This window comes from Streptomyces sp. NPDC001880 (genome assembly GCF_053594575.1).
The window spans coordinates 1-17,966 of the sequence record NZ_JBSFET010000104.1 but is presented as its reverse complement, the minus strand read 5'-3'; the positions used below and the strand labels follow the sequence as shown (position 1 = coordinate 17,966).

General features: G+C 67.4%; 12 protein-coding genes and 1 pseudogene. 7 read left to right on the top strand and 6 right to left on the bottom strand.

Annotated features, from left to right (window positions below; genetic code table 11):
* Positions 1-170, bottom strand: a pseudogene (locus ACWCQ6_RS31455) (IS6 family transposase); the annotation flags it as partial.
* 900 nt (positions 171-1,070) lie between these two features.
* Here ACWCQ6_RS31455 and ACWCQ6_RS31450 point away from each other — a divergent pair.
* Positions 1,071-2,171 carry a hypothetical protein gene (locus tag ACWCQ6_RS31450; RefSeq protein WP_451095005.1) on the top strand — a complete coding sequence of 367 codons (1,101 nt, stop codon included), beginning with the start codon at positions 1,071-1,073 and terminating at the stop codon, positions 2,169-2,171.
* 95 nt (positions 2,172-2,266) lie between these two features.
* Here ACWCQ6_RS31450 and ACWCQ6_RS31445 read toward each other — a convergent pair whose 3' ends face one another.
* A complete protein-coding gene (locus tag ACWCQ6_RS31445; protein ID WP_451095003.1) occupies positions 2,267-2,551 on the bottom strand; it encodes a hypothetical protein in 285 nt (94 codons plus the stop codon).
* Positions 2,552-2,626: 75 nt separating this feature from the next.
* Here ACWCQ6_RS31445 and ACWCQ6_RS31440 point away from each other — a divergent pair, with 75 nt between their 5' ends.
* Genes ACWCQ6_RS31440 through ACWCQ6_RS31430 form a run of 3 tightly spaced genes read left to right on the top strand, consistent with a single transcriptional unit; the run spans position 2,627 to position 10,578 of the window.
* Positions 2,627-5,602, top strand: a complete 2,976-nt coding sequence (locus ACWCQ6_RS31440) for a hypothetical protein (protein ID WP_451095001.1) — start codon at positions 2,627-2,629, stop codon at positions 5,600-5,602.
* 21 nt (positions 5,603-5,623) lie between these two features.
* Positions 5,624-10,306, top strand: a complete 4,683-nt coding sequence (locus tag ACWCQ6_RS31435; protein WP_451094999.1) for a peptidoglycan-binding domain-containing protein — start codon at positions 5,624-5,626, stop codon at positions 10,304-10,306.
* Between the two features lie 50 nt (positions 10,307-10,356).
* The gene (locus ACWCQ6_RS31430; RefSeq protein WP_451094997.1) at positions 10,357-10,578 is read left to right on the top strand and encodes a hypothetical protein; all 222 of its coding nucleotides are present in this window, start codon (positions 10,357-10,359) and stop codon (positions 10,576-10,578) included.
* A 48-nt stretch (positions 10,579-10,626) separates the two neighbouring features.
* On the opposite strand, the gene ACWCQ6_RS31425 is transcribed toward ACWCQ6_RS31430, so the two are convergent.
* Positions 10,627-11,346 (bottom strand): IS6 family transposase, encoded by a 720-nt coding sequence (locus tag ACWCQ6_RS31425; protein WP_451094995.1) that lies wholly within the window; start codon positions 11,344-11,346, stop codon positions 10,627-10,629.
* Positions 11,347-11,402: 56 nt separating this feature from the next.
* Between ACWCQ6_RS31425 and ACWCQ6_RS31420 the strand changes: the two genes are divergently transcribed.
* On the top strand, positions 11,403-11,585 hold the full coding sequence (locus ACWCQ6_RS31420) for a hypothetical protein (RefSeq protein ID WP_451095011.1): 183 nt from the start codon (positions 11,403-11,405) through the stop codon (positions 11,583-11,585).
* Positions 11,586-12,408: 823 nt separating this feature from the next.
* A complete protein-coding gene (locus ACWCQ6_RS31415) occupies positions 12,409-13,653 on the top strand; it encodes an IS110 family transposase (protein ID WP_451095009.1) in 1,245 nt (414 codons plus the stop codon).
* Between the two features lie 71 nt (positions 13,654-13,724).
* On the opposite strand, the gene ACWCQ6_RS31410 is transcribed toward ACWCQ6_RS31415, so the two are convergent.
* Both ACWCQ6_RS31410 and ACWCQ6_RS31405 read right to left on the bottom strand, forming a co-directional pair.
* Entirely contained in the window at positions 13,725-14,264 is a 540-nt protein-coding gene (locus ACWCQ6_RS31410) for a GNAT family N-acetyltransferase (protein ID WP_451095007.1), read from the bottom strand.
* A gap of 256 nt (positions 14,265-14,520) precedes the next feature.
* Positions 14,521-14,958, bottom strand: coding sequence for a hypothetical protein (locus ACWCQ6_RS31405; RefSeq protein WP_451094993.1), 438 nt, complete (start codon positions 14,956-14,958; stop codon positions 14,521-14,523).
* A gap of 329 nt (positions 14,959-15,287) precedes the next feature.
* On the opposite strand from ACWCQ6_RS31405, the gene ACWCQ6_RS31400 reads away from it, so the two are divergent.
* Positions 15,288-15,872, top strand: a complete 585-nt coding sequence (locus ACWCQ6_RS31400; protein ID WP_451094991.1) for a hypothetical protein — start codon at positions 15,288-15,290, stop codon at positions 15,870-15,872.
* A 575-nt stretch (positions 15,873-16,447) separates the two neighbouring features.
* On the opposite strand, the gene ACWCQ6_RS31395 is transcribed toward ACWCQ6_RS31400, so the two are convergent.
* Positions 16,448-17,716: an MFS transporter gene (locus ACWCQ6_RS31395; RefSeq protein WP_451094989.1), complete on the bottom strand. Its 1,269-nt coding sequence runs from the start codon at positions 17,714-17,716 to the stop codon at positions 16,448-16,450.
* Positions 17,717-17,966: the final 250 nt, after the last annotated feature.

Genomic DNA, 17,966 nt, shown 5'->3' with positions numbered 1-17,966 from the left:
TCAGACACCACCGGCGGATCGTCTCGCAGGACGCAAATGACGCCGCGCTGCAGCATCAGCTCCTCCACCTCACGGAATGACAACGGGAAGCGGAAGTACAGCCACACGCAGTGGGAGATCACCTCGACCGGGTACCGTTGCCCCTTGTACGACGGCGGCGTACTGCCCACGGACAACCCCCTCCACCGTGATCAACCCGAAGATCATCCCACCCCGTCAGTCAACGTGACAGTGCCCCGGCGAGCGCTCCTTGAAGCGCAGCCGAGATGTCGAACAGAAGCGGGCCGCCTTCTTCTCCCGGATCAGCAATCGTATGCGGCTCGTCGGATGCGACGAACGCCTCGAAGCTCTGCCCGGTGAGCAGGCTCTCTTACTCGATCACCGCCTCGGAGGCATCGAAGTTACCGCAGCTCAATGAGCCGAGAATCCGTCCGGCCCGCTATCCACGATGCTTGCCGCCGAGGTGTCGTCAGGGGCGATGAAGTACTTGATGATGATGCTCACCCGTGCATGGTGTCTGCTCAGACCGCCTCGGGACAGCCCCCGCACGAGCCCAGGAAACCCAGCCGTAAGCCATCGTGATCACGATCTACAGCCGGAGTATTAGGTGTGGAAGTCGCTTGTGAAGGCTGGTGAACGAGGCAGCGGAGCTGCTGTAGAAGTGCCTCATCACGGGAGCTCCGCTGTTGGAACAGGCTGCCATAACCAGGACGGCCGGAGTAGCGGCCGGGGTGTTCGCGCCGGGGCATATCGGTGAGCTGACCAGGATCGTTCCGGAAGACCCTGCATGCGCTGCTGCTGCGGATCGCGGAGGCGGGGCTGGAGTGAGGTGGTGCACGCACCCGGCGCCCGCCGCGGACTGTGTGGTCGGGCTCACCCAACTCGGCGCCTGCGGCACGAGTTTGTACATGCTCACCTTCGCTGGCGGGGAATTCCGGTAAGGCGAGTCTCCCTACGGAGTAATTCGCCTGGGTCAGGCCAGAGTTGAGCTGCTTTTGCCGCCCGGCCGAGGGGATATTACGATCGTCACGTACGCAGATAATTGGGGGGAGGGCGATGAGGAGGCGTCAATGCTTTTTCCCGACCCCTTGCCAGATCTTTTGACGCCCGACCTGGGGATGAGTGCGGCGCTGACAGCAGCACAGGCGCAGACGGGCCTTACGTTTCCCGCCTTGGGTGTACACCTGAAATGCCCCATCTCGGTGGCGGCGGTCCGGAACCCGACCAGCACCTCCCCGTCCTTCGCCTATGCCGGTTTCCGTGACAGGGAGATGCATTTCTCGGGCAGCTTGCTGAAGGTCGCGGCCATGCTCGCCGCCTTTGAGTTGCGGCAGAGCGCTTCCGATTTTGCCGTCACCGAAGGCGACTGCTCGGCGAACGTGGTGTTCAACGACTTGAAGTCGGCCTTCAACGCAGACATCCAGACAGCCGCCCCGCGTTTCCTGAGCGAACCGGGCATCACCGAGCAGATGCGCGTGCCCAAGTACCCCAGGATCTTCGATTCGCCGCAGGGCCTCGCGAGTGGCGGATGCCTGATGTCGTTCAGCCCCGATTTTGCGGCACACGTGCGGGGCATGATCGTACCCAGCAACAACGACGAAGCCGCTGCCACGATCAAAGCGCTCGGGTACAGCTGGATCAATGGGCTGCTGGCAAATGCCGGCCTCTTCGACCAGACCGCGAATCGGGGCATCTGGCTGGCCGGGACGTTCAAGCCCGGTCCTCCCGATCCCTTCCCTGCCGTGCGGGTGCCCTCGATGAATGACGGCGACTCAGCGCAGGCGACCACGACCATCGATATGGCGCGGTTCCTCGCACTGCTCATCGAAGGCGCAACACTGGACTCGCGCAGCGTTGACGGTATTGCCTCCGAAATGCGTGACCTCCTGGCCGACGCGCAGTCCGTCGGTGACCGCTCTTTCATGACCACGGGAGCCCGGCCGGGCCTCAACGGCCTCGGCGCAGGTTTCACGATCACTCATTCGAAGATTGGACTGGGGCCCCTCAACGCCGGGGGAGTAGTCGCCTCCGAGGCGACCATCCTCTCCCACAACGACACCGGCCAGCAATTCCTCGTCGTTTGGCAGAACCTACTGAACCTGAACGACCGCCACAACGCGATGTCGTTCATGGTGCGCCGGACCCTCCTCAATTTCCTTGGCATTCCTTGACCCGTAGCGGAAGCTCCGGTATTGGGAGCTGCCCATTCCGCCCCCAGTGGCGGGCATCCGTCACCGGAGTGAGCATGGAAGAGAGGTGAAGGTGCCTACGGCGCACCTCGCCCCTCGCATGACCCTTCACCATTTTCATGAGCTCGGGTGAGGCGTTCCTCATGTCCTTCCGTATCCGTCGTCCTGTTTCTCTGAGGCTCGGGGAAGAGCTGCGCAACCATCCCGGTGATGGCCAGCACGATGACCACGGCGACCGCGGCGGCGACCGCGCCGACGGCGAAGGGTTCGGCGGCGGCGGTGGTGACTTCGGGGGCGGGGGTCCCGGCGGTGGCGGCTTCGGCGGCGGGGGATTCGGCGGCCCGCCGCACGGCCCGCCTCATGGTCCTGGTCCGCATCCAGGCCCGGGGCCTTTTCCCGGCCCCGACCGGCCCCCGGAGCCTGAGCCGCCGCACGAGGTGGACGTTGCGGAGGGGCCGTTCCGGGTGGTGCGGCCGGCGGACATGCTCGTCGTCGACATCGCCCTGGTCAACCTGCGCTTCGACGGCCGCCGCCTGGTGCGCAAGGACCGGGCGCAGCCCGCGTTCGTCCTCGCGGGGCTGCCGCCGCAGCATGTGCTGGAAGAGGTCCCCCTGAATCTGAAGGTCACTGCTTCCATGAAGGCAGTCACCGCCGGCTCGACCCGTCTGGCTTTCTCGGTGCCGGACAACATCGACAGCTTGGACCTGTCGCTGGACGCGCTGCTCGGCTGGGCGCGCCTGGTGCCCATGACGGTGCCCGTCGTTGGCCCGCAGAGCCCGGACACGCCGGGAACGACGGTCTTCCAGGGCCTTCCCCGAAGCGTCATCGAGTTCCCCACCCGGCTGTTCCTCACCTACGACGACCCCGTGGACTGGGTCGGCCGCCCCCAATCCCAACAGGCCGACGGCCGGACCGCGTTGTGGCACGCCCGGTTGCAGTTGCACGGTGAACGGGACGGCGACGTGCGGCTGCGGGCCTTTGCGACGGCTGGGGACCGGGGGGCACCGCCGGGGAACAGTCCGATCACTGCCGACAACATGGCGGACCTCGTCACCCTCAGCAGCCGGGTCGAGTTGGTCCCGCCTGGCGACGTGCCGATCGATGTACCCAGCGCGCCGTTGCATGCCGAGCAGTTCATCGTCACGCCTCAGGGCTCCTCGGTCCACCTGCACGGCCTATGGGGGAGTCCGCCGAATACCCCCGAGGAGCGGGAACGGTACAGGAAGGTCGGGCGTCATTTCCCCAATGTGGTGGCGTACGACCACATCACGGGACTGGGGCGTGACCAGTACGTCCGCGTCGTGATACACGGCAGCTTGTCGACCGGTCACGAGTCCCTCCTCGTGACGGAAACCAGGCGGTGGTTCATCGCGAGCGCGGACGACGGAATCGTCGCGTACCTGCACAAGGAGCAGTACATCGTCGTCAAGCAGCCGGAGGTCGAGTACGGAGCTCATACCGGCTTCCAGCACGCAGGACGCGAAATGCCGTTCCGCACGCTGCGCATCACGGACCGGGTCACTCCACTGATCCAGACTCGGACGGAAAACCCGCAAAACGTGGCTTTCTGGGTGAACCTTCAGGACTCCGGTAAGGACTTCGATTTCACCCTGATCGGCACAGACACGGAGGGGCGCAAGGTCAGCTTCACCATGCCTCTGGTGTTCGTGCCCGACGGACTGACCGATGAACAGGAGCAGTTGACGAGGCTGTACAACCCGGCGACGCCAACAGAAGAAATGAAGGCAATGATGGAGAAGCGCCTGAGGCGGCAGATACATGGTCAAGTGATGGCCATGGCGGAGCCGCCCGCCGGCGCTTTCGGCAGCACCAGCCATGCGGTCGGGACCCTCACCTTCGGGCTCGGCACCTTCGCGCTCGGCACCCAGGATGGCACCCCTGTGGTGGGCCAGCCCCACGTTTCCGCCGCGGCGGTACGCGTCCCCGCCGTCGAGCAGTTCACCCCGAACGCCGGGGATCTCGAGGTCAAGTTCAACGCCACCTATCTCCAGCAGACGATGCAGGGACATCCGGCGGGTGCGTACCTGGATCTGCAAAGGCCGCTCAGCCTCACCTTCGGGGCCGAGCAAGCCGGTGGACTCTCCAGCCCGAATTCCGCGGTGAAGACGATCACCAGCCGGGCAGGCGTCATCCCGGACGTCATCAAGACGGACCCCACCACCGGCGCAGTCCTCGACGCGGCACCCATCAAAACCATCAGGGATGCCTTCGGCGGGGCCCAGCTGCTCGGTATCGACCTCAGCACATACCTGAAGGGCCTCGTCAAGGATCAACTCGGCGCACTGCAGCAGCTCGACGACAACCAGATCAAGGACATTCTGGACAACCCTCAAAGGCAGCTGCCCGCGCCCGTGCTGCGCATACGCGACCTGGTGGACGGACAACAGGGCAAGGAACTGCGGTATGTGTGGAAGCCGCCGCTGGAACGGCCGACGACGGCAGGCGGTGGGGTGGACCCGACCGCCCTCCTCGACGTGTCCAAGGCCTCGCTGATCCTGGATGCCCGGACCGTCCGCTCGACGGACGCCGTCGAGAAGTCCACGGTGCAGGGCAGCATGAGCCACTTCGCGCTGGACTTCTTTGACATCGCCCGAGTGGAATTCGACGAGCTGAAGTTCAAGACCAGCCCAGGGCAGAAGCCCGATGTGACGGCCTCCGGTGTGGAGCTGAAGTTCAGCAGTGCGCTGGAGTTCATCAATTCCCTCCGCAGCGCGCTGCCCGCTGATGTCTTCGGTCCCGGCGCGTTCATCGACGTCCAGACCACCGGCCTCCGTGCCGGCTACAAACTCGCCCTTCCGGCCATCGGCGTCGGCGTCTTCACCCTGTCGAACGTCACCCTGTCGGCCGAGCTGGTGATCCCCTTCGACGGCAAGCCGGTCGCGTTCCGCTTCTCGGTCTCCGAGCAGATGCACCCCTTCAACGTCACGGTCTCCCTGTTCGGTGGCGGCGGCTACTTCTCCATGCTGGTGGACGCCAGCGGTGTACAGGAGATCGAGGGATCCATCGAGTTCGGTGGCGCAGCGGCGCTGAATCTCGGCGTCGCGAGCGGCGGGGTGTCGATCATGGCGGGCATCCGCTTCCAGCTCGACAAAAAAGCGGTCTCCCTCAGCGGCTACCTGCGGTGCAACGGCTTCCTGGCGGTGCTGGGCATCGTGACGGTGTCCGTCGAGTTCTATCTGGAGCTCACCTACGAGAAGAACAAAGAGACCCACCAGTCGGTGGTCCGCGGCAGGGGCACCCTCACGGTCAGCGTACGGATCGCCTTCTTCAGCAAGTCCGTCCAACTCGAAATGGAGCGGAGTTTCGCCGGCGCACCGGGCGACCCGACGTTCGCCCAATGCTTCTCGAAGGATCAGGACTGGCCGGAGTACTGCGCGGCGTACGCCGCGTGAGCGAGCCGCGTGGAGACCACCATGGACTTCGAACAGCAGATCAACTGGACCGTTCTCCCGGCCGGACTGTCGGACGACGGCAGGCACGTCAAGGTGTCGGTGTTCATCGCCCCGCGGCTGATGGGGCCGGCCCCGTCCGACGACCAGACGAAGCGCGCCACGCTGGCCCCCCACTTCCCCGATTTCGTCCACTGGCCGGACAAGATCACGCCCGCCACTTTTGATTTTGCCACCGGAGAGGGCACCTCCGAGCCCCCAACGACCGACGAAGTCTCCGAGACCTCCGACACGCCTGCCCCTTCGACGCCCTTCGTCACCGGGCTGAAGCCGCAAGACCCGCTCCCTGATGTGAACTTGTGGAAGAGCCTCTTCAGTGTGGACACGCCGCTCGATCCCTACGTCTTCGAACGGCATACGGACCAGGCGTGCGAGACCTACTCCACCCAGCAGGTCAGCGGCTTCACCAAGGGCAAGTACGCCGAAGCGGCCATGAATTCACCCGAGACACCGCCCCCCACCAGGGACCTGATGCGCCCATCGAGCGACGGCTCGACCGGCGATCAGGACGAAATGCCGATGCCTCCGGAGCTCGCGGACCTGCACAGCTTCCATACGATCGAGCTCAACAGGCCGCCCACCGTCGCCGGTGAAGAGCCGCCCCCGCCGCCGCCACCGAAGAAGCACGATCCCGACTTCCACGAGATGCTCACCTGGCTCGGCGATCACCCCACGCTGCTGCGGCGACTCGGACTCGTTCTGGACTTCCTCCTGCCGGCCGACCTGCTCCCCGTCTCTTCAGGCGAGCGGTTCCTAAAGGTGACTCCCCACTGGACGCCGGAACTGGGCAAGGGCACGAAGGGGTCGCACAACGTGTCCCCTCGCACGCGCTATGTCTTCCTCCCGGACCGCCGCGCCTTCGTCTCCCGGGCCTCGGCCGTCACCAACGGCCCGCTGACGTCACCGTCCCGCGGCCTGGTGGAGCTGAAGGGAAAATTCACCGTTGAGCCGGCTGACCTCGACGCCGCCGCAGGCAAGATGATCGCGCCCGCCAAGGACGCCACCGGACTCGCCCCGGTACGGACCCATGGGCTCTGCCTGGTCAGGAACGACCGGCTGGGCACCCTCAAGCAGGATTTCGCGCGGGCAGCCGAGCACGACGCGGCGTTCACCCGCGTGGTCGATCAGCAGAGAGCACAAGGTTCGACGCCCGACCCGCAGAATCCGGGAGCCGCCGCCCCGCACGCCGCGGAGGATGAGGTGCCCGCCCCCGAGCTGTTCGCCCAGAACCTGATCCGGGGCCACCGGCTCGACATCTGGGACGAGACACGACGTCAGTGGTTCTCGCTGCACGAGCGCGAGGTGGAGTACCGGCAGGCGCGCGGCGGACCGGTCCTGCTCACGGCCTCGGACGAGGGTTTCTTCCAGGCCCACCTGGCTACACCACCCAGCGACGCCGTGAACCCCGACCACCTCTACGTACCCGAGCAGCTGGTCACCTGGGACGGATGGTCGCTCTCCGCGCCCCGGCCGGGCCTGGTGCTGGACACCGACGACGGTTCGGCCGAGGACGGTCGGCCCCCCAACAAGCCGGTGCCGCTCAAGAACCAGGCGGAGACGAAACTGCCCCTGGAAATCACGCCCAAGGTGCGGCCCGGCAGCCTGCCCAAGCTACGGTTCGGCCACGAGTACCGGGTACGGCTGCGCACCGTGGACCTCGCGGGAAACGGCCTGGACGTGACGGAGGCCGACGCCCTGGTCGACCTGGCGGGCAGCGGCACGGACGGAGTGGCCCCCGATGGCCTGAAGGACAGGAAAGCTCTGATGCTCCCCGACGAAGCCGGGCTGCTGACCTTCCAGAGGTTCGAGTCCGTCCTGGCGCCCGCCGTGGTGCCCAGATTCCCGTTCGGGGAAGGCGCCTCGCCCTTCCGGATGGTCATCCGGAGCAGCCCGGGGGCCGGCCCACCCCCGGCCGGAGCCGGAACACAAGTCACGGTGCACCTGGCCAATGTCCAGTTCGGCAAGACCAACGACGAGGTGCGCATCGTCCAGCAGGCCCTCCTGGACAACGGCCGCTCCCTCCCCCACGGCGCGGACGGAATCTTCGGCAACGAGACCAAGACCGCCTACGCGGAGGAGCAACGCGCCCAGGGCTTCACGGGCAGCGATGCTGACGGCATCCCCGGCTGCACATCCCTCACCAAACTCGGCCGCAACAGAGGCTTCGCCGTCGACTGCGGCACCGGTACCGGCACTGGGACCGTGGCGAGTACCGGAGCCGGCCGGACGGCTGAGCAGTACGCCGCGGACTTCAACCGGTCGTCACTGGTCACCGCGGAAGGGCACCTCCCGTACCGGGGCACGGACGAACGCCATGTGGTGGCACCGAAGGCGTCACTGCGGTGCATCGAGTGGCACGGCCTGCTGGACGATGCCATCGGCTCCACGGACCGCAACGTCCAGAACGCGGTCTACGACCTGGCCGTACGGGAGAGCGGCTCGCTGAGCGACACCTCCCCGTCCCAGCCGGACATCCAGGTCGAGACGATCAAGTCGCCGGCGGCGGACCCCAAGAACCCGGCGAACACCGTTCTGCACACGGGCGAGCAGGTCGAACTACCTTACCTCCCCGATCCGTTGTCCACGGGAGCCGTGTTCCTGGACCTGCCGGGGATGCCCGCCGGGGAGCCCTTCCCGGTCCCCTGGGACGGCGAGGTCTGGCACCGGCCGCAATCCGTGAGGCTGCGGCTGGCCGAAGGCACCGCGCCGCCGCGCTTCGACGAGGCGTCCCGCGTGCTGACCGTCTCCCTGCCGAAGGGCGCCGTGGCGACCGTCCGGGTGTGCTCCAGGATCGACTTCGACGAGAAAGTCATGGGCATGGCCGGGTGGTGCCGGGAGCAGCAGGAGTCGGTACCGAGGCTCGCGTCGGAGACGGAGGGGGACGCGGCGGCGAGAAGAGCGGCGGAGGCACGGAGAACCGACGACACGCTGGCGCTGGCCGCAGCCAGCCGGCACTGGATGTTCACCCCCTGGCAGGAACTGAGACTCGTCCACGCGGTCCAACAGCCACTGAAATCACCGGTGTTGACGCTGACGACCCCGGCGACCCCGCGTGCACGCGGGGCGACCGCCGAGCATCTCGCCGGTTCCGTGGCGCTGGACGAGGACAGTACGGACCGGATCGACCTGATCGCCGAGTGGACCGAGGTGACGGACGGCGCCGGGGGCCGCGAGACCCGTGAGATGACCGCCCCGGTCTTCGACCTGCTGACGGCGAGGGCGAGCCTGAACGGCGTCCCGGGCACCGAACCCTACCTCCTCCAGAACGGCGTCCTGAGCTTCAGCACCCAGGCGGCCGAGGACAAGGCGAAAGCGGAGGCCGCGGCCGCGGCGGCACACCCAGGCAACCCCCCGACCCCGGACAACCCTCAGGGCAACCAGGGCAACAAGCCACACCCGCTCCCGCCCGTCCCCGCGAAGCACGAGTTCGGCGACACCAAACACCGGACGGTGCGCTACCACCCGGTGGCTGGCAGCAAGTTCGCCGACTACTTCCCACCACAGTTCGCCACGCCCGGCAAGAACGTGCTGACCGTGGAGGGAGAGGCGCAGGAATACTCGGTGCCGAGCAGCGAGTCCCCGATGGCTCCGCGACTGCTGTACTGCGTGCCCACGCTCACCCTGGAGCACGTCGGCGGGCCGCCCGGTCCCATCGTCCACCAGCGGCGCGGTCGCGGAATCCGGGTGTACGTGGACCGCCCCTGGTTCTCGTCCGGAGACGGCGAACTGCTCGGCGTCGTCATCGGCGAACCGCCGGGAGGCGACCCCAAGTCCGCACGGGACTCCCTGGTCACCCTGATGGGCCGCGACCCCATCCACCGTTCCGCGCCGGTCTTCGCCCCGACCCCGGAGATGTTCACCAACGCGGTGCGACGGTCCGGCCCGCTCCTCCTCCCCACGCCGTCGGGAACCACCCTCCCGGTCACGGTCGTCGGCTTCAGCCCGCAGTTCGAAGCTGACACTCCGAAGCCCGGCGAGGAAGAAAACGAGGACGAGAACAAGGCCGGCCGCTGGTTCTTCGACCTGGACCTGGATACCGGGGACGCCTGCCTGCCCTTCGTCCGGCTCGCTCTGGTCCGCTACCAGCCGGATTCCATCCCCGGAGCGGAGATCTCCAAGGAGGTCGTTCTCGCCGACCTGGTGCGTACCCTGCCCGACCGCGAACTGAGGGTCACGCCCGGCGATCCGCTGTCGGTCAGCGTCACCGGGCCCTCCTGGGACCCCTCCGGCTCCCCGCCGCCGCGGATCACCGCCACGCTGCAACGCCGGAACAGCCTGGTCGACGACGATGACCTCGGCTGGGTGACCCTCGAAGACACCACCGTCCAACTCACCTCCGTCGATGCGGAGTCCTCCCGAACCCCCTTCTACACGGGCCAGCTCCCGATACCGCGCGGGCGTCGCGGCCCGTTGCGCCTGATGGTCCTCGAAACCGAGGGCATCCCTCCCGACAGCCCCACCCCACCCACCACACCCGGGCCGGTGATCTACTGCGACACGGTCACCTTCGCACGGAGGCCGGGTGGCCCGGGTGGCCCGGGCGGCGACCATGACGGGGATGGCGACCACGACCACGACCACGACCACCACGGGCCGGGCCACCACGGTGGCGGGTTCGGCGGGGTCCCTCACACTGACCCGCGCTGACATGCCAAAACCCGGTTGGCGGATCCAGGACCGGCGCTGATACTCCCGGCATGAGCAGAATCGCTGAAGTCATCGTGCTGGCGCAGGACGCGGACGAGGTCATGGAGCCGCTGACGCGGTACGACGACTCGCGTACCTGGAAGGGCGTCTTTCACGCGATGTCGCCGGGCGGCAACTACGGGTTCGGCTGGGGCGCGGAGTTCGTGCGGGTGGGCAGCAGATCCGGGTTGCTGAGACATCTGGAGGGCATTGTCGCGTTGGTGCGGTGTTGATCGATTGAGGGCGCGTCAGGGTGTGTAGGGGTCGGGTGGGGGCCTGGCTTACGCTGTGATGGGCTGGTCGGTGGCGCCGGTGATCTCGTCCCAGATGGCGAAGCGGGTGGTCATCTCGGTGCGGTATTGGGTGGCGGTCATCAGGTGGCGGCGTGGTCGGAAGTGCGGTGAGATGCCGCTGAACGCGGACAGGAACCGCTGGGCCCCGCCGGTACTGCGGAAGCCCTTCATCGCGGGTTCGCGCTGCCTCGTCGGCTGATGACTGTTCTCGGCCCGGTTGTTCAGACCCTTGTGGGCGCGGTGTTCTACGGAGGGCATGATCTCGCGGTGGGCCGCGCCGTAGGAGCGGAGCTTGTCGGTGACGATCACCCTCGGCACCGAGCAGGTCTTCTTGAGCAGTTTGTGGAAGAACCGCCTGGCCGCAGCGGTGTCCCGCCGGTCCTGGACCAAAATGTCGAGCACGTCGCCATCGGTGTCGACGGCCCGCCACAGGTACTTCAGCTCACCGTTGATCCTGAGGAAGACCTCGTCCAGGTGCCACTTGTCGCCCGGCTGCACACGCCGGCGGTGCAGGCCGTTGGCGTAGGCCTGCCCGAACTTCGTACACCAGCGGCGGACCGTCTCCTGGGAGACGAGCACGCCGCGCTCGAGCATCAGCTCCTCGACCTCGCGGAACGACAGCGGGAAACGGAAGTACAGCCACACGCAGTGCGCGATGATCTCCACCGGGTACCGGTGCCCCTTGTACGACGGCGGCGCGCTGTCCACGGGCGACCCCTCCCAGCACGACCAACCAGAAGATCATCCCAGGACGGTCAGTCAACGTGACAGTGCCGCAGGAGCTGCACAAGCAGCGGCGGCGACTCCAGGACGTCGGGAAGCGCCGCCTCGCCGCCGGGCAGTCGCGCCGGCCCCGCTACCGGCAGAACCGGATCGGCAACGCGGCCGCGCGCCGCGACGCCCGCGCCCTGGCCCGGGTGCGGCACTCCAACGCCTGGCTGTGGTGACGAGGCCGGGCATCGTCCACCGAGTGGAGCCCACGGTGTTCTGCATCCAGTGGCGATGCACGACATCGGGTGGGCTCCACTGAGTGGACTCCACCCGATGGAGTCCACTGAGTGGACTCCACTCTGGTGCGCCGGATGACGATGGACGCCACCGTGGTGCGCACCGCGATGGTGCGCCCCCGCACCCGGTGCGCCGCACCATCCGACGATGCCGGGCACTCTCGCGCGCGCCCGGTGGGCCGCACCCGATATTCCACACCGCACCGGTGCGCCCACCGCCACCCCTTGTCCAGGTGCGGCCGGGGACGCGCGATCCCTGCTCCAGCTCCGCTGCACCCCCTTGTCCAGGTCTGCTACCGAGGACGTTTCTCCTAATCCAGTGCGTAAGCAGACGGCCCGGGCCCATGCAACGACCCGGACAGCTGCTCGCGCAGGACAGCGAATGCCTGGATCCCCCCTGGCTGTCAAGGCCTCCTCAAAGAGCGGCATCGCTGTCCGTTGTGGGGTTCGCGGTGATGACGCGGGCGCCGGGCTGATGCCTCCGTTTCTCCGGGCCCCTGAGGCCTCTGTCAAGAGCGGCGCAGCCCGGCGCCTCCGTGATTCACCGCGAAACTCGCGGCGGCTTGCCAGACGTTGATCGTCACGGCGCGAGCCCGCTCCAGGGTCGACCTCTTGTTCATCCGCGAGCCCGCGAGCTCTGCAGAAGATCGAGCCCCTGGGGTGCGCTGGTGTTGCAAACGGCTACTGAGATGGCGGACCAACGAGTCCTTGGATTAGGGCGCCGCGTGACCCGCATGTGCTCGTGACCTGCATAAACGGACGGATTTGGGAGGACAGCTTGACTGTGTTCTGCGGTATCGACTGGGCAGAGCGTCACCACGACGTTGCCCTCGTCGACGAAGCCGGCACTTTGCTCGCTAAAGCCCGTATCACCGACGACGTGGCCGGCTACCACAAGCTCTTGGCCCTCTTGGCCGAGCACGGCGACAGCCCAGACGATCCGGTGCCGGTGGCCATCGAGACCAGCCACGGTCTTCTGGTCGCGACCCTGCGCACCGGCAGCCGCCGGGTCTTCGCGATCAACCCGCTCGCCGCCGCCCGCTACCGCGACCGCCACGGCGTCAGCCGCAAGAAGCCCGACCCGGGCGACGCCCTGGTCCTGGCGAACATCCTGCGCACCGACATGCACGCCCACCGGCCCCTGCCGGCCGACTCCGAACTCGCCCAGTCCATCACCGTCCTGGCCCGAGCCCAGCAGGACGCCGTCTGGACCCGGCAGCAGGTCGCCAACCAGGTCCGCTCGCTCCTGCGCGAGTACTACCCTGCTGCTCTGCTGGCCTTCCAGGGCAAACAAGGTGGCCTGACCAGAGCTGATGCCCGCGTCATCCTCACCCTGGCCCCGACCCCGGCCAAGGCCGCGAAGCTCACCCTCGCCCAGCTGCGGGCCGCCCTCAAACGCAGTGGCCGCCTCCGCGGATTCGACGCGGAAGCCGAGCGGCTGCGAGACGTCTTCCGCGCCGAGTACGCCCACCAGCTCCCCGGCGTCGAGGACGCCTTCGGCCACCAGCTCCTGGCCCTGCTCAAGCCGCTGGACGCTGTCTGCCAGGCCGCGGACGATCTCGCCGAGGCCGCCACGGCCGCCTTTCAGCAGCACGCCGACAGCGAGATCCTGCTCAGCTTCCCCGGCCTGGGGCCCATGCTCGGCGCCCGCGTGTTTGCAGAGCTGGGCGATGACCGGGCACGGTTCGCCGACGCCAGGGCGCTGAAGTCGTACGCCGGATCAGCGCCCATCACCCGGGCCTCTGGCAAGAAGCGTTTCGTCGGCCGCCGCTTCGTCAAGAACAACCGCCTCATCAACGCCGGCTTCCTCTGGGCCTTCGCCGCCCTCACCGCCTCATCGGGAGCGAACGCGCACTACCGGCGCCGACGCGAGCACGGAGACTGGCACGCTGCCGCACAACGGCACTTGCTGAACCGCTTCCTCGGCCAGCTCCATCACTGCCTCACGACCCGGCAGCTCTTCGACGAACAACGCGCCTTCGCGCCACTCCTTCCAGCACCCGCATGACCTGCGAACCCGCCCGGATTTGTCAACGAGAACAACGGCACTGCGACAGATCCACACTGCCGAACGAGAGCTCAATCGGAGGACGTGACCGGAGCCCGTAGGCCGAGCCACTGATCGGCGCCCCAGGCCCGGAACCGCTCTGCTTCGGTGAACCCCAGCTTTGCCGCGAGGCGCATCGAGCCCACGTTAGAGGTCTGGGTGGCGAGCACCACCGGCTCACCGGGGAGGACACTTTCGAACCAGTCAAGTGCCGCCGCGCACGATTCGGCGGCATACCCGAATCCCCATGCCCGTGGCAGGAACAGGTAGCCGAGATCGGCCTTCCCCGCGGCAGCCGGGCGATGGTGGTCCGGTGCTCTCCTGAGCAGAATCTGGCCGATCATCGCCCCGTCGAGATCGACGACGAAGCTCCCGGGCCACCGTTCGGGCACCTCGGGCAACTCGCGCTCAAGCTCGCCACGCGGACGGGGTCCGCCGAGGTAGGTGTGCACCTCTGGCGACGCCAGCAGCTCGATGAACCCCGCACGGTCCCGGGCCTCGGACGCACGGAGCACGAGCCTCTCAGTCCTGATCGGTGCAGGCGGCCAGGCAACGGGGCCAAGATCAGTCATGTCGGCCAGCCAATCAGCAGGCTCAGCAGTGATCAAGACTCACGGACCCGCTTGACTTCTAAGCCCCCTGAGATGTCTTGACACAGCCTGTTTCGGCTGGCGATCAGGTCGCGGTCAAGAGGGTGTGTGATAGAGGAGCCCGCCCGGCCGTGGCGCGCGCCCGGTGCGGTGCGGTGATGCCGACGGAGCGCACCACGATGGGTGGTGCGGTGGTGCGGTCCCGATGTGCGCCGCACCACCGCCGTCCCAGATGGCTCTACGCGGTGGTCCGGCGCACCGAGTGCGCTTCCATCGCCTGCTCCATCCCGACGGCCTCCAGCTGACGGAGTACGCCGGCGACGTCGCTGTGCTCCTCGGTGAAGCGGACGATGGTGTCGGCGATGCCCGGCGGGAAAGCCAGGCAGGCGCCGTCACCGTGGCACAGGACCTCCAGGAGCAGCCGCCCGAGCGCCGCCGCCAGGAAGGAGTACGCACACGGCTCCCCGTCGCAGTCGTCCACGGCGGTGATCGGGATGAAGATGCGCGCGGCGACGTCCAGGAGCAGCCGGCGCATCTCCGTGCCGCCCGTCTCCTCGATGACCGCGCAGGCGGTGTCGATGTCCCCGGCCTGGAGCGCCCGGATGTAGGCGAAGGCGTCGGCGACGTCTTGTGGCTCCATCGGAGCGAGCGGTGCGGTGACGGTGTTCTCGGGCATGACAACTCCTCACGTACGGGCGCCTCGCTGATCGCGGCGGCCTCAAGAGGAGCCTCCAGCGGCGGCCCTGTGGACAGAGGCCGGTGCTCGGGAGGGAGAAGTCTCCCTCCCCGCCGGACCCGGAAACTCCAAGGAGCATGTGTGGCGCTGGTCATGGATAAATCGTCCTGGGCGAGGCGTTTCTAGGGCAGAGAAGATACCGATCGGTGCTGAGCGTCAGACAACGGACAAGGGGTCCTTCCCGACGGTGGCTCCGGCCCGTGCGCACATCGGCGTGCGGGTCGGACGCTCACCGTCCCGGCCAGCCGGCCGGAGGAATCGAGGACACCGTGCCCGCTGACTTCACGCCCGACCCCGCCCGCGAACCGCACGACACTGACGACCAGGCGCCCGACGAGGACCTTGACCAGGTGCCGCCGGTCCCCTCCATTGCCCCCTCCACGGCCTCTTCGCCCGCCGGACGTGTTCCCGCAGGTCAGCCCCGGCAGAACAGGACCCCCGGCACGTTCGACAACCCTTCTAACTCTTCTAAGCAGACATGGAAGCCAACCCACACCCGGAAGAAGGAAGCGCTGAAGGCTCTCGGGATCTTCCAGAGGGCTACCGCGGAACACCTGTGGCGGATGCTGCGCCCCGGAGACTCGCACGACCGGTGCACGAGGGACACCCTCAACGCGCTCAAGGAGCAGGGGAAGGTCCGGGTGGAGACGCGGCTGGAGTCGAACCATCAGCTGTGGGTGCTCACCGAGCGAGGACACAAGGAAGCCAAGCAGCTGCTGCCGGGGAACGTCCGGGTCTCCGCGCTGCGCAAGCTCGAGTTCGACGACGACGGTGAGCCGGTCACCGGCGAGGGCTTCGACTCGTCCCCTCTTCGCGGCAGCGGTTCAACACCTCGTGCAGGTCGGGGGGCTTGAGCGGCGAGGACGTCGATGGCTCGTGCAGGTAGCGGTAGCCGGTGGCCTGCGAGCCTCCGGCGTCCCTGGCCAGGCAGTGCACGCAGCCGCGGTCACGGAACCAGCGCAGCACCATGACCGCCTGCCGGAATGTGCCCAGGACCCGCGACCCACGGGGCGTGTTGAGGCGCCGGCGATGCGCGGCGAGCAACCGGGAGAGGTGCACCACGATGTGGCGCGGGACATCGAGCGTGGCAGCACAGGTGACCAGCGTGAAGCCTCTGGTTCAGCGGACGATCTTGTGGTGAGAACCGTCCTACCAGGGGCTTCACGTGCATCCACCACCGGGCTCGTCGCGACCGATCCGACCATGGATGTGTGAATCAACCCGCTTTCATGAAGATCATCGCGGAGCGGTACTGGAAGCCGCCCGGCAGGAACTGGTGGAGCACGGCTTCGCCACGTTCACCATGGACGCTGTCGTACGGCGGCCGGAACCAGCCGCCCAGTGCTCTACCGGTGCTGGTCCGACCGCCATGACCCTATCCGCGCCGCGCCTCTGCCATCGGGCAGGGTGTTGCTCGAGATGGTCTGTTTCAGGATGCCTTTTGGTCGGCGGGCTTCTCGATCTCGGTGGTCACCCGTGCCCCTCGGAAGAGCACCGGGAGCCACAGGAGACATGCCAGCAGGGGGACCGCGGCGTAGGTGGCCATGCCCACACTGGAGCCCAGCCCGTCCATGAGCGCGCCGAGGACGAGATAGCCGATGCCGATGAGCGCCGACTCCACGAATGCGATCACCGACAGCAGGCTCGCCCGGTGGCGCGACGGCACGGCCTCGTTGAACACGTTGTCTACGATCACGGCGGTGATCTCGGGAATCCCGACCAGGGCCAGGAACGCGGCGATGGTGACCCAGACAAGGCCGAGGCCGCTCAGGCCGAGTGCCGCGGCGAGCGTCAGGAGGGACACCGGGACTATGACCCGATACCCGATGCGCCGGTCCGCGCGGTCCGACAGCAGCGGAGTGAGCCCGCCAGCGAAGAATCCCGCCGATATGACCACGCTGACCAATGCGGTGCCCGCTCCCTGATCGGAGAGGGTCTTCTGCGCAAAGATGATGTACGGCGTCAAAGTCGCATGCATAATTCCGGACACCACGACAAGCGTCACGAGCGCCGGCGTGGCGACCCGAAGCATCGCCCGCCATGCTGTGGCGTCGCCGTGCTCCTCGGCTCCGTCCTGCTCGTCCACCGCGTCCGCGCCGCGGATCTCGGGCACCCGTGACATCAGCACCACCACGGCTAGGGCGAGGCACGCCGCCGAACCGACGTAGACGACTCCCCAGGAGATCTGCTGCAGTTGGCCGCCGAGGGCGATGGCGGCTCCCGAGGTGACCGTCCCGAGCATGGTGAACCGGGACTTGATCTTGACGTAGTTGGCCGTTGCACCACGACGCACGAGCAGGTCGTACAGCAGGGCGGTGTCCGAGCCGGACACACATGCCATGCCCACGCCCTGCCCGATGAACAGCGCCAGGAACACCCAGTAGTTGGAGAACGTCCCCTGGCCGAGCAGACATCCAGCTATCAGCATCTGGCCGATCACGATGCTGGCACGCCTGCCGATTCGGTCGGCGATGACTCCCGTCGGCAACTCCGCAAGTCCGCTGACCAGGTAGAGCAGTGTCTGCAGTAGGGCCACTTGCCCGGCGGAGAAGCCTCGCTGCTGAAGGAAGACGACGAATACGCCGCGCTGGAACAGCGTGTTGGCGAGCACGGCGTATACGTAGAACGGGCGCGTGACACTTCGTGCTGCATTGTCGACTGCAGCCGACCCGCCAAGGGCCTCCGTGGTGCCGGTCACGCTGCGGGCTCCCTGGTGACTCCGGTGATCATTAGTGTTGGGCCTCCGCCGCCGACCGGAACCTCCAGTCCATACCTCGCGCAGGATATTGGGCCGGCCATCCGCTCGTCGAGGACGAACCGAGCATCGCCGAGGCGCGCTTCGGCCGCCTAAGGGCTTGCAGATCATTAACACGTCGTCTTGATCTTGTTGCAGGGCTCGCTGGTTTGGGTGAGGACTCGAGCCTGGAGGGCCGCGAGGACGACGGGTG

Bases quoted from the DNA above. Each gene is read 5' to 3' on its own strand.
- ACWCQ6_RS31405 (WP_451094993.1), bottom strand. From the start codon at position 14,958: ATGCCCGAGAACACCGTCACCGCACCGCTCGCTCCGATGGAGCCACAA.
- ACWCQ6_RS31450 (WP_451095005.1), top strand. From the start codon at position 1,071: ATGCTTTTTCCCGACCCCTTGCCAGATCTTTTGACGCCCGACCTGGGG.
- ACWCQ6_RS31410 (WP_451095007.1), bottom strand. From the start codon at position 14,264: ATGACTGATCTTGGCCCCGTTGCCTGGCCGCCTGCACCGATCAGGACT.
- ACWCQ6_RS31435 (WP_451094999.1), top strand. From the start codon at position 5,624: ATGGACTTCGAACAGCAGATCAACTGGACCGTTCTCCCGGCCGGACTG.
- ACWCQ6_RS31445 (WP_451095003.1), bottom strand. From the start codon at position 2,551: ATGAGGCGGGCCGTGCGGCGGGCCGCCGAATCCCCCGCCGCCGAAGCC.
- ACWCQ6_RS31430 (WP_451094997.1), top strand. From the start codon at position 10,357: ATGAGCAGAATCGCTGAAGTCATCGTGCTGGCGCAGGACGCGGACGAG.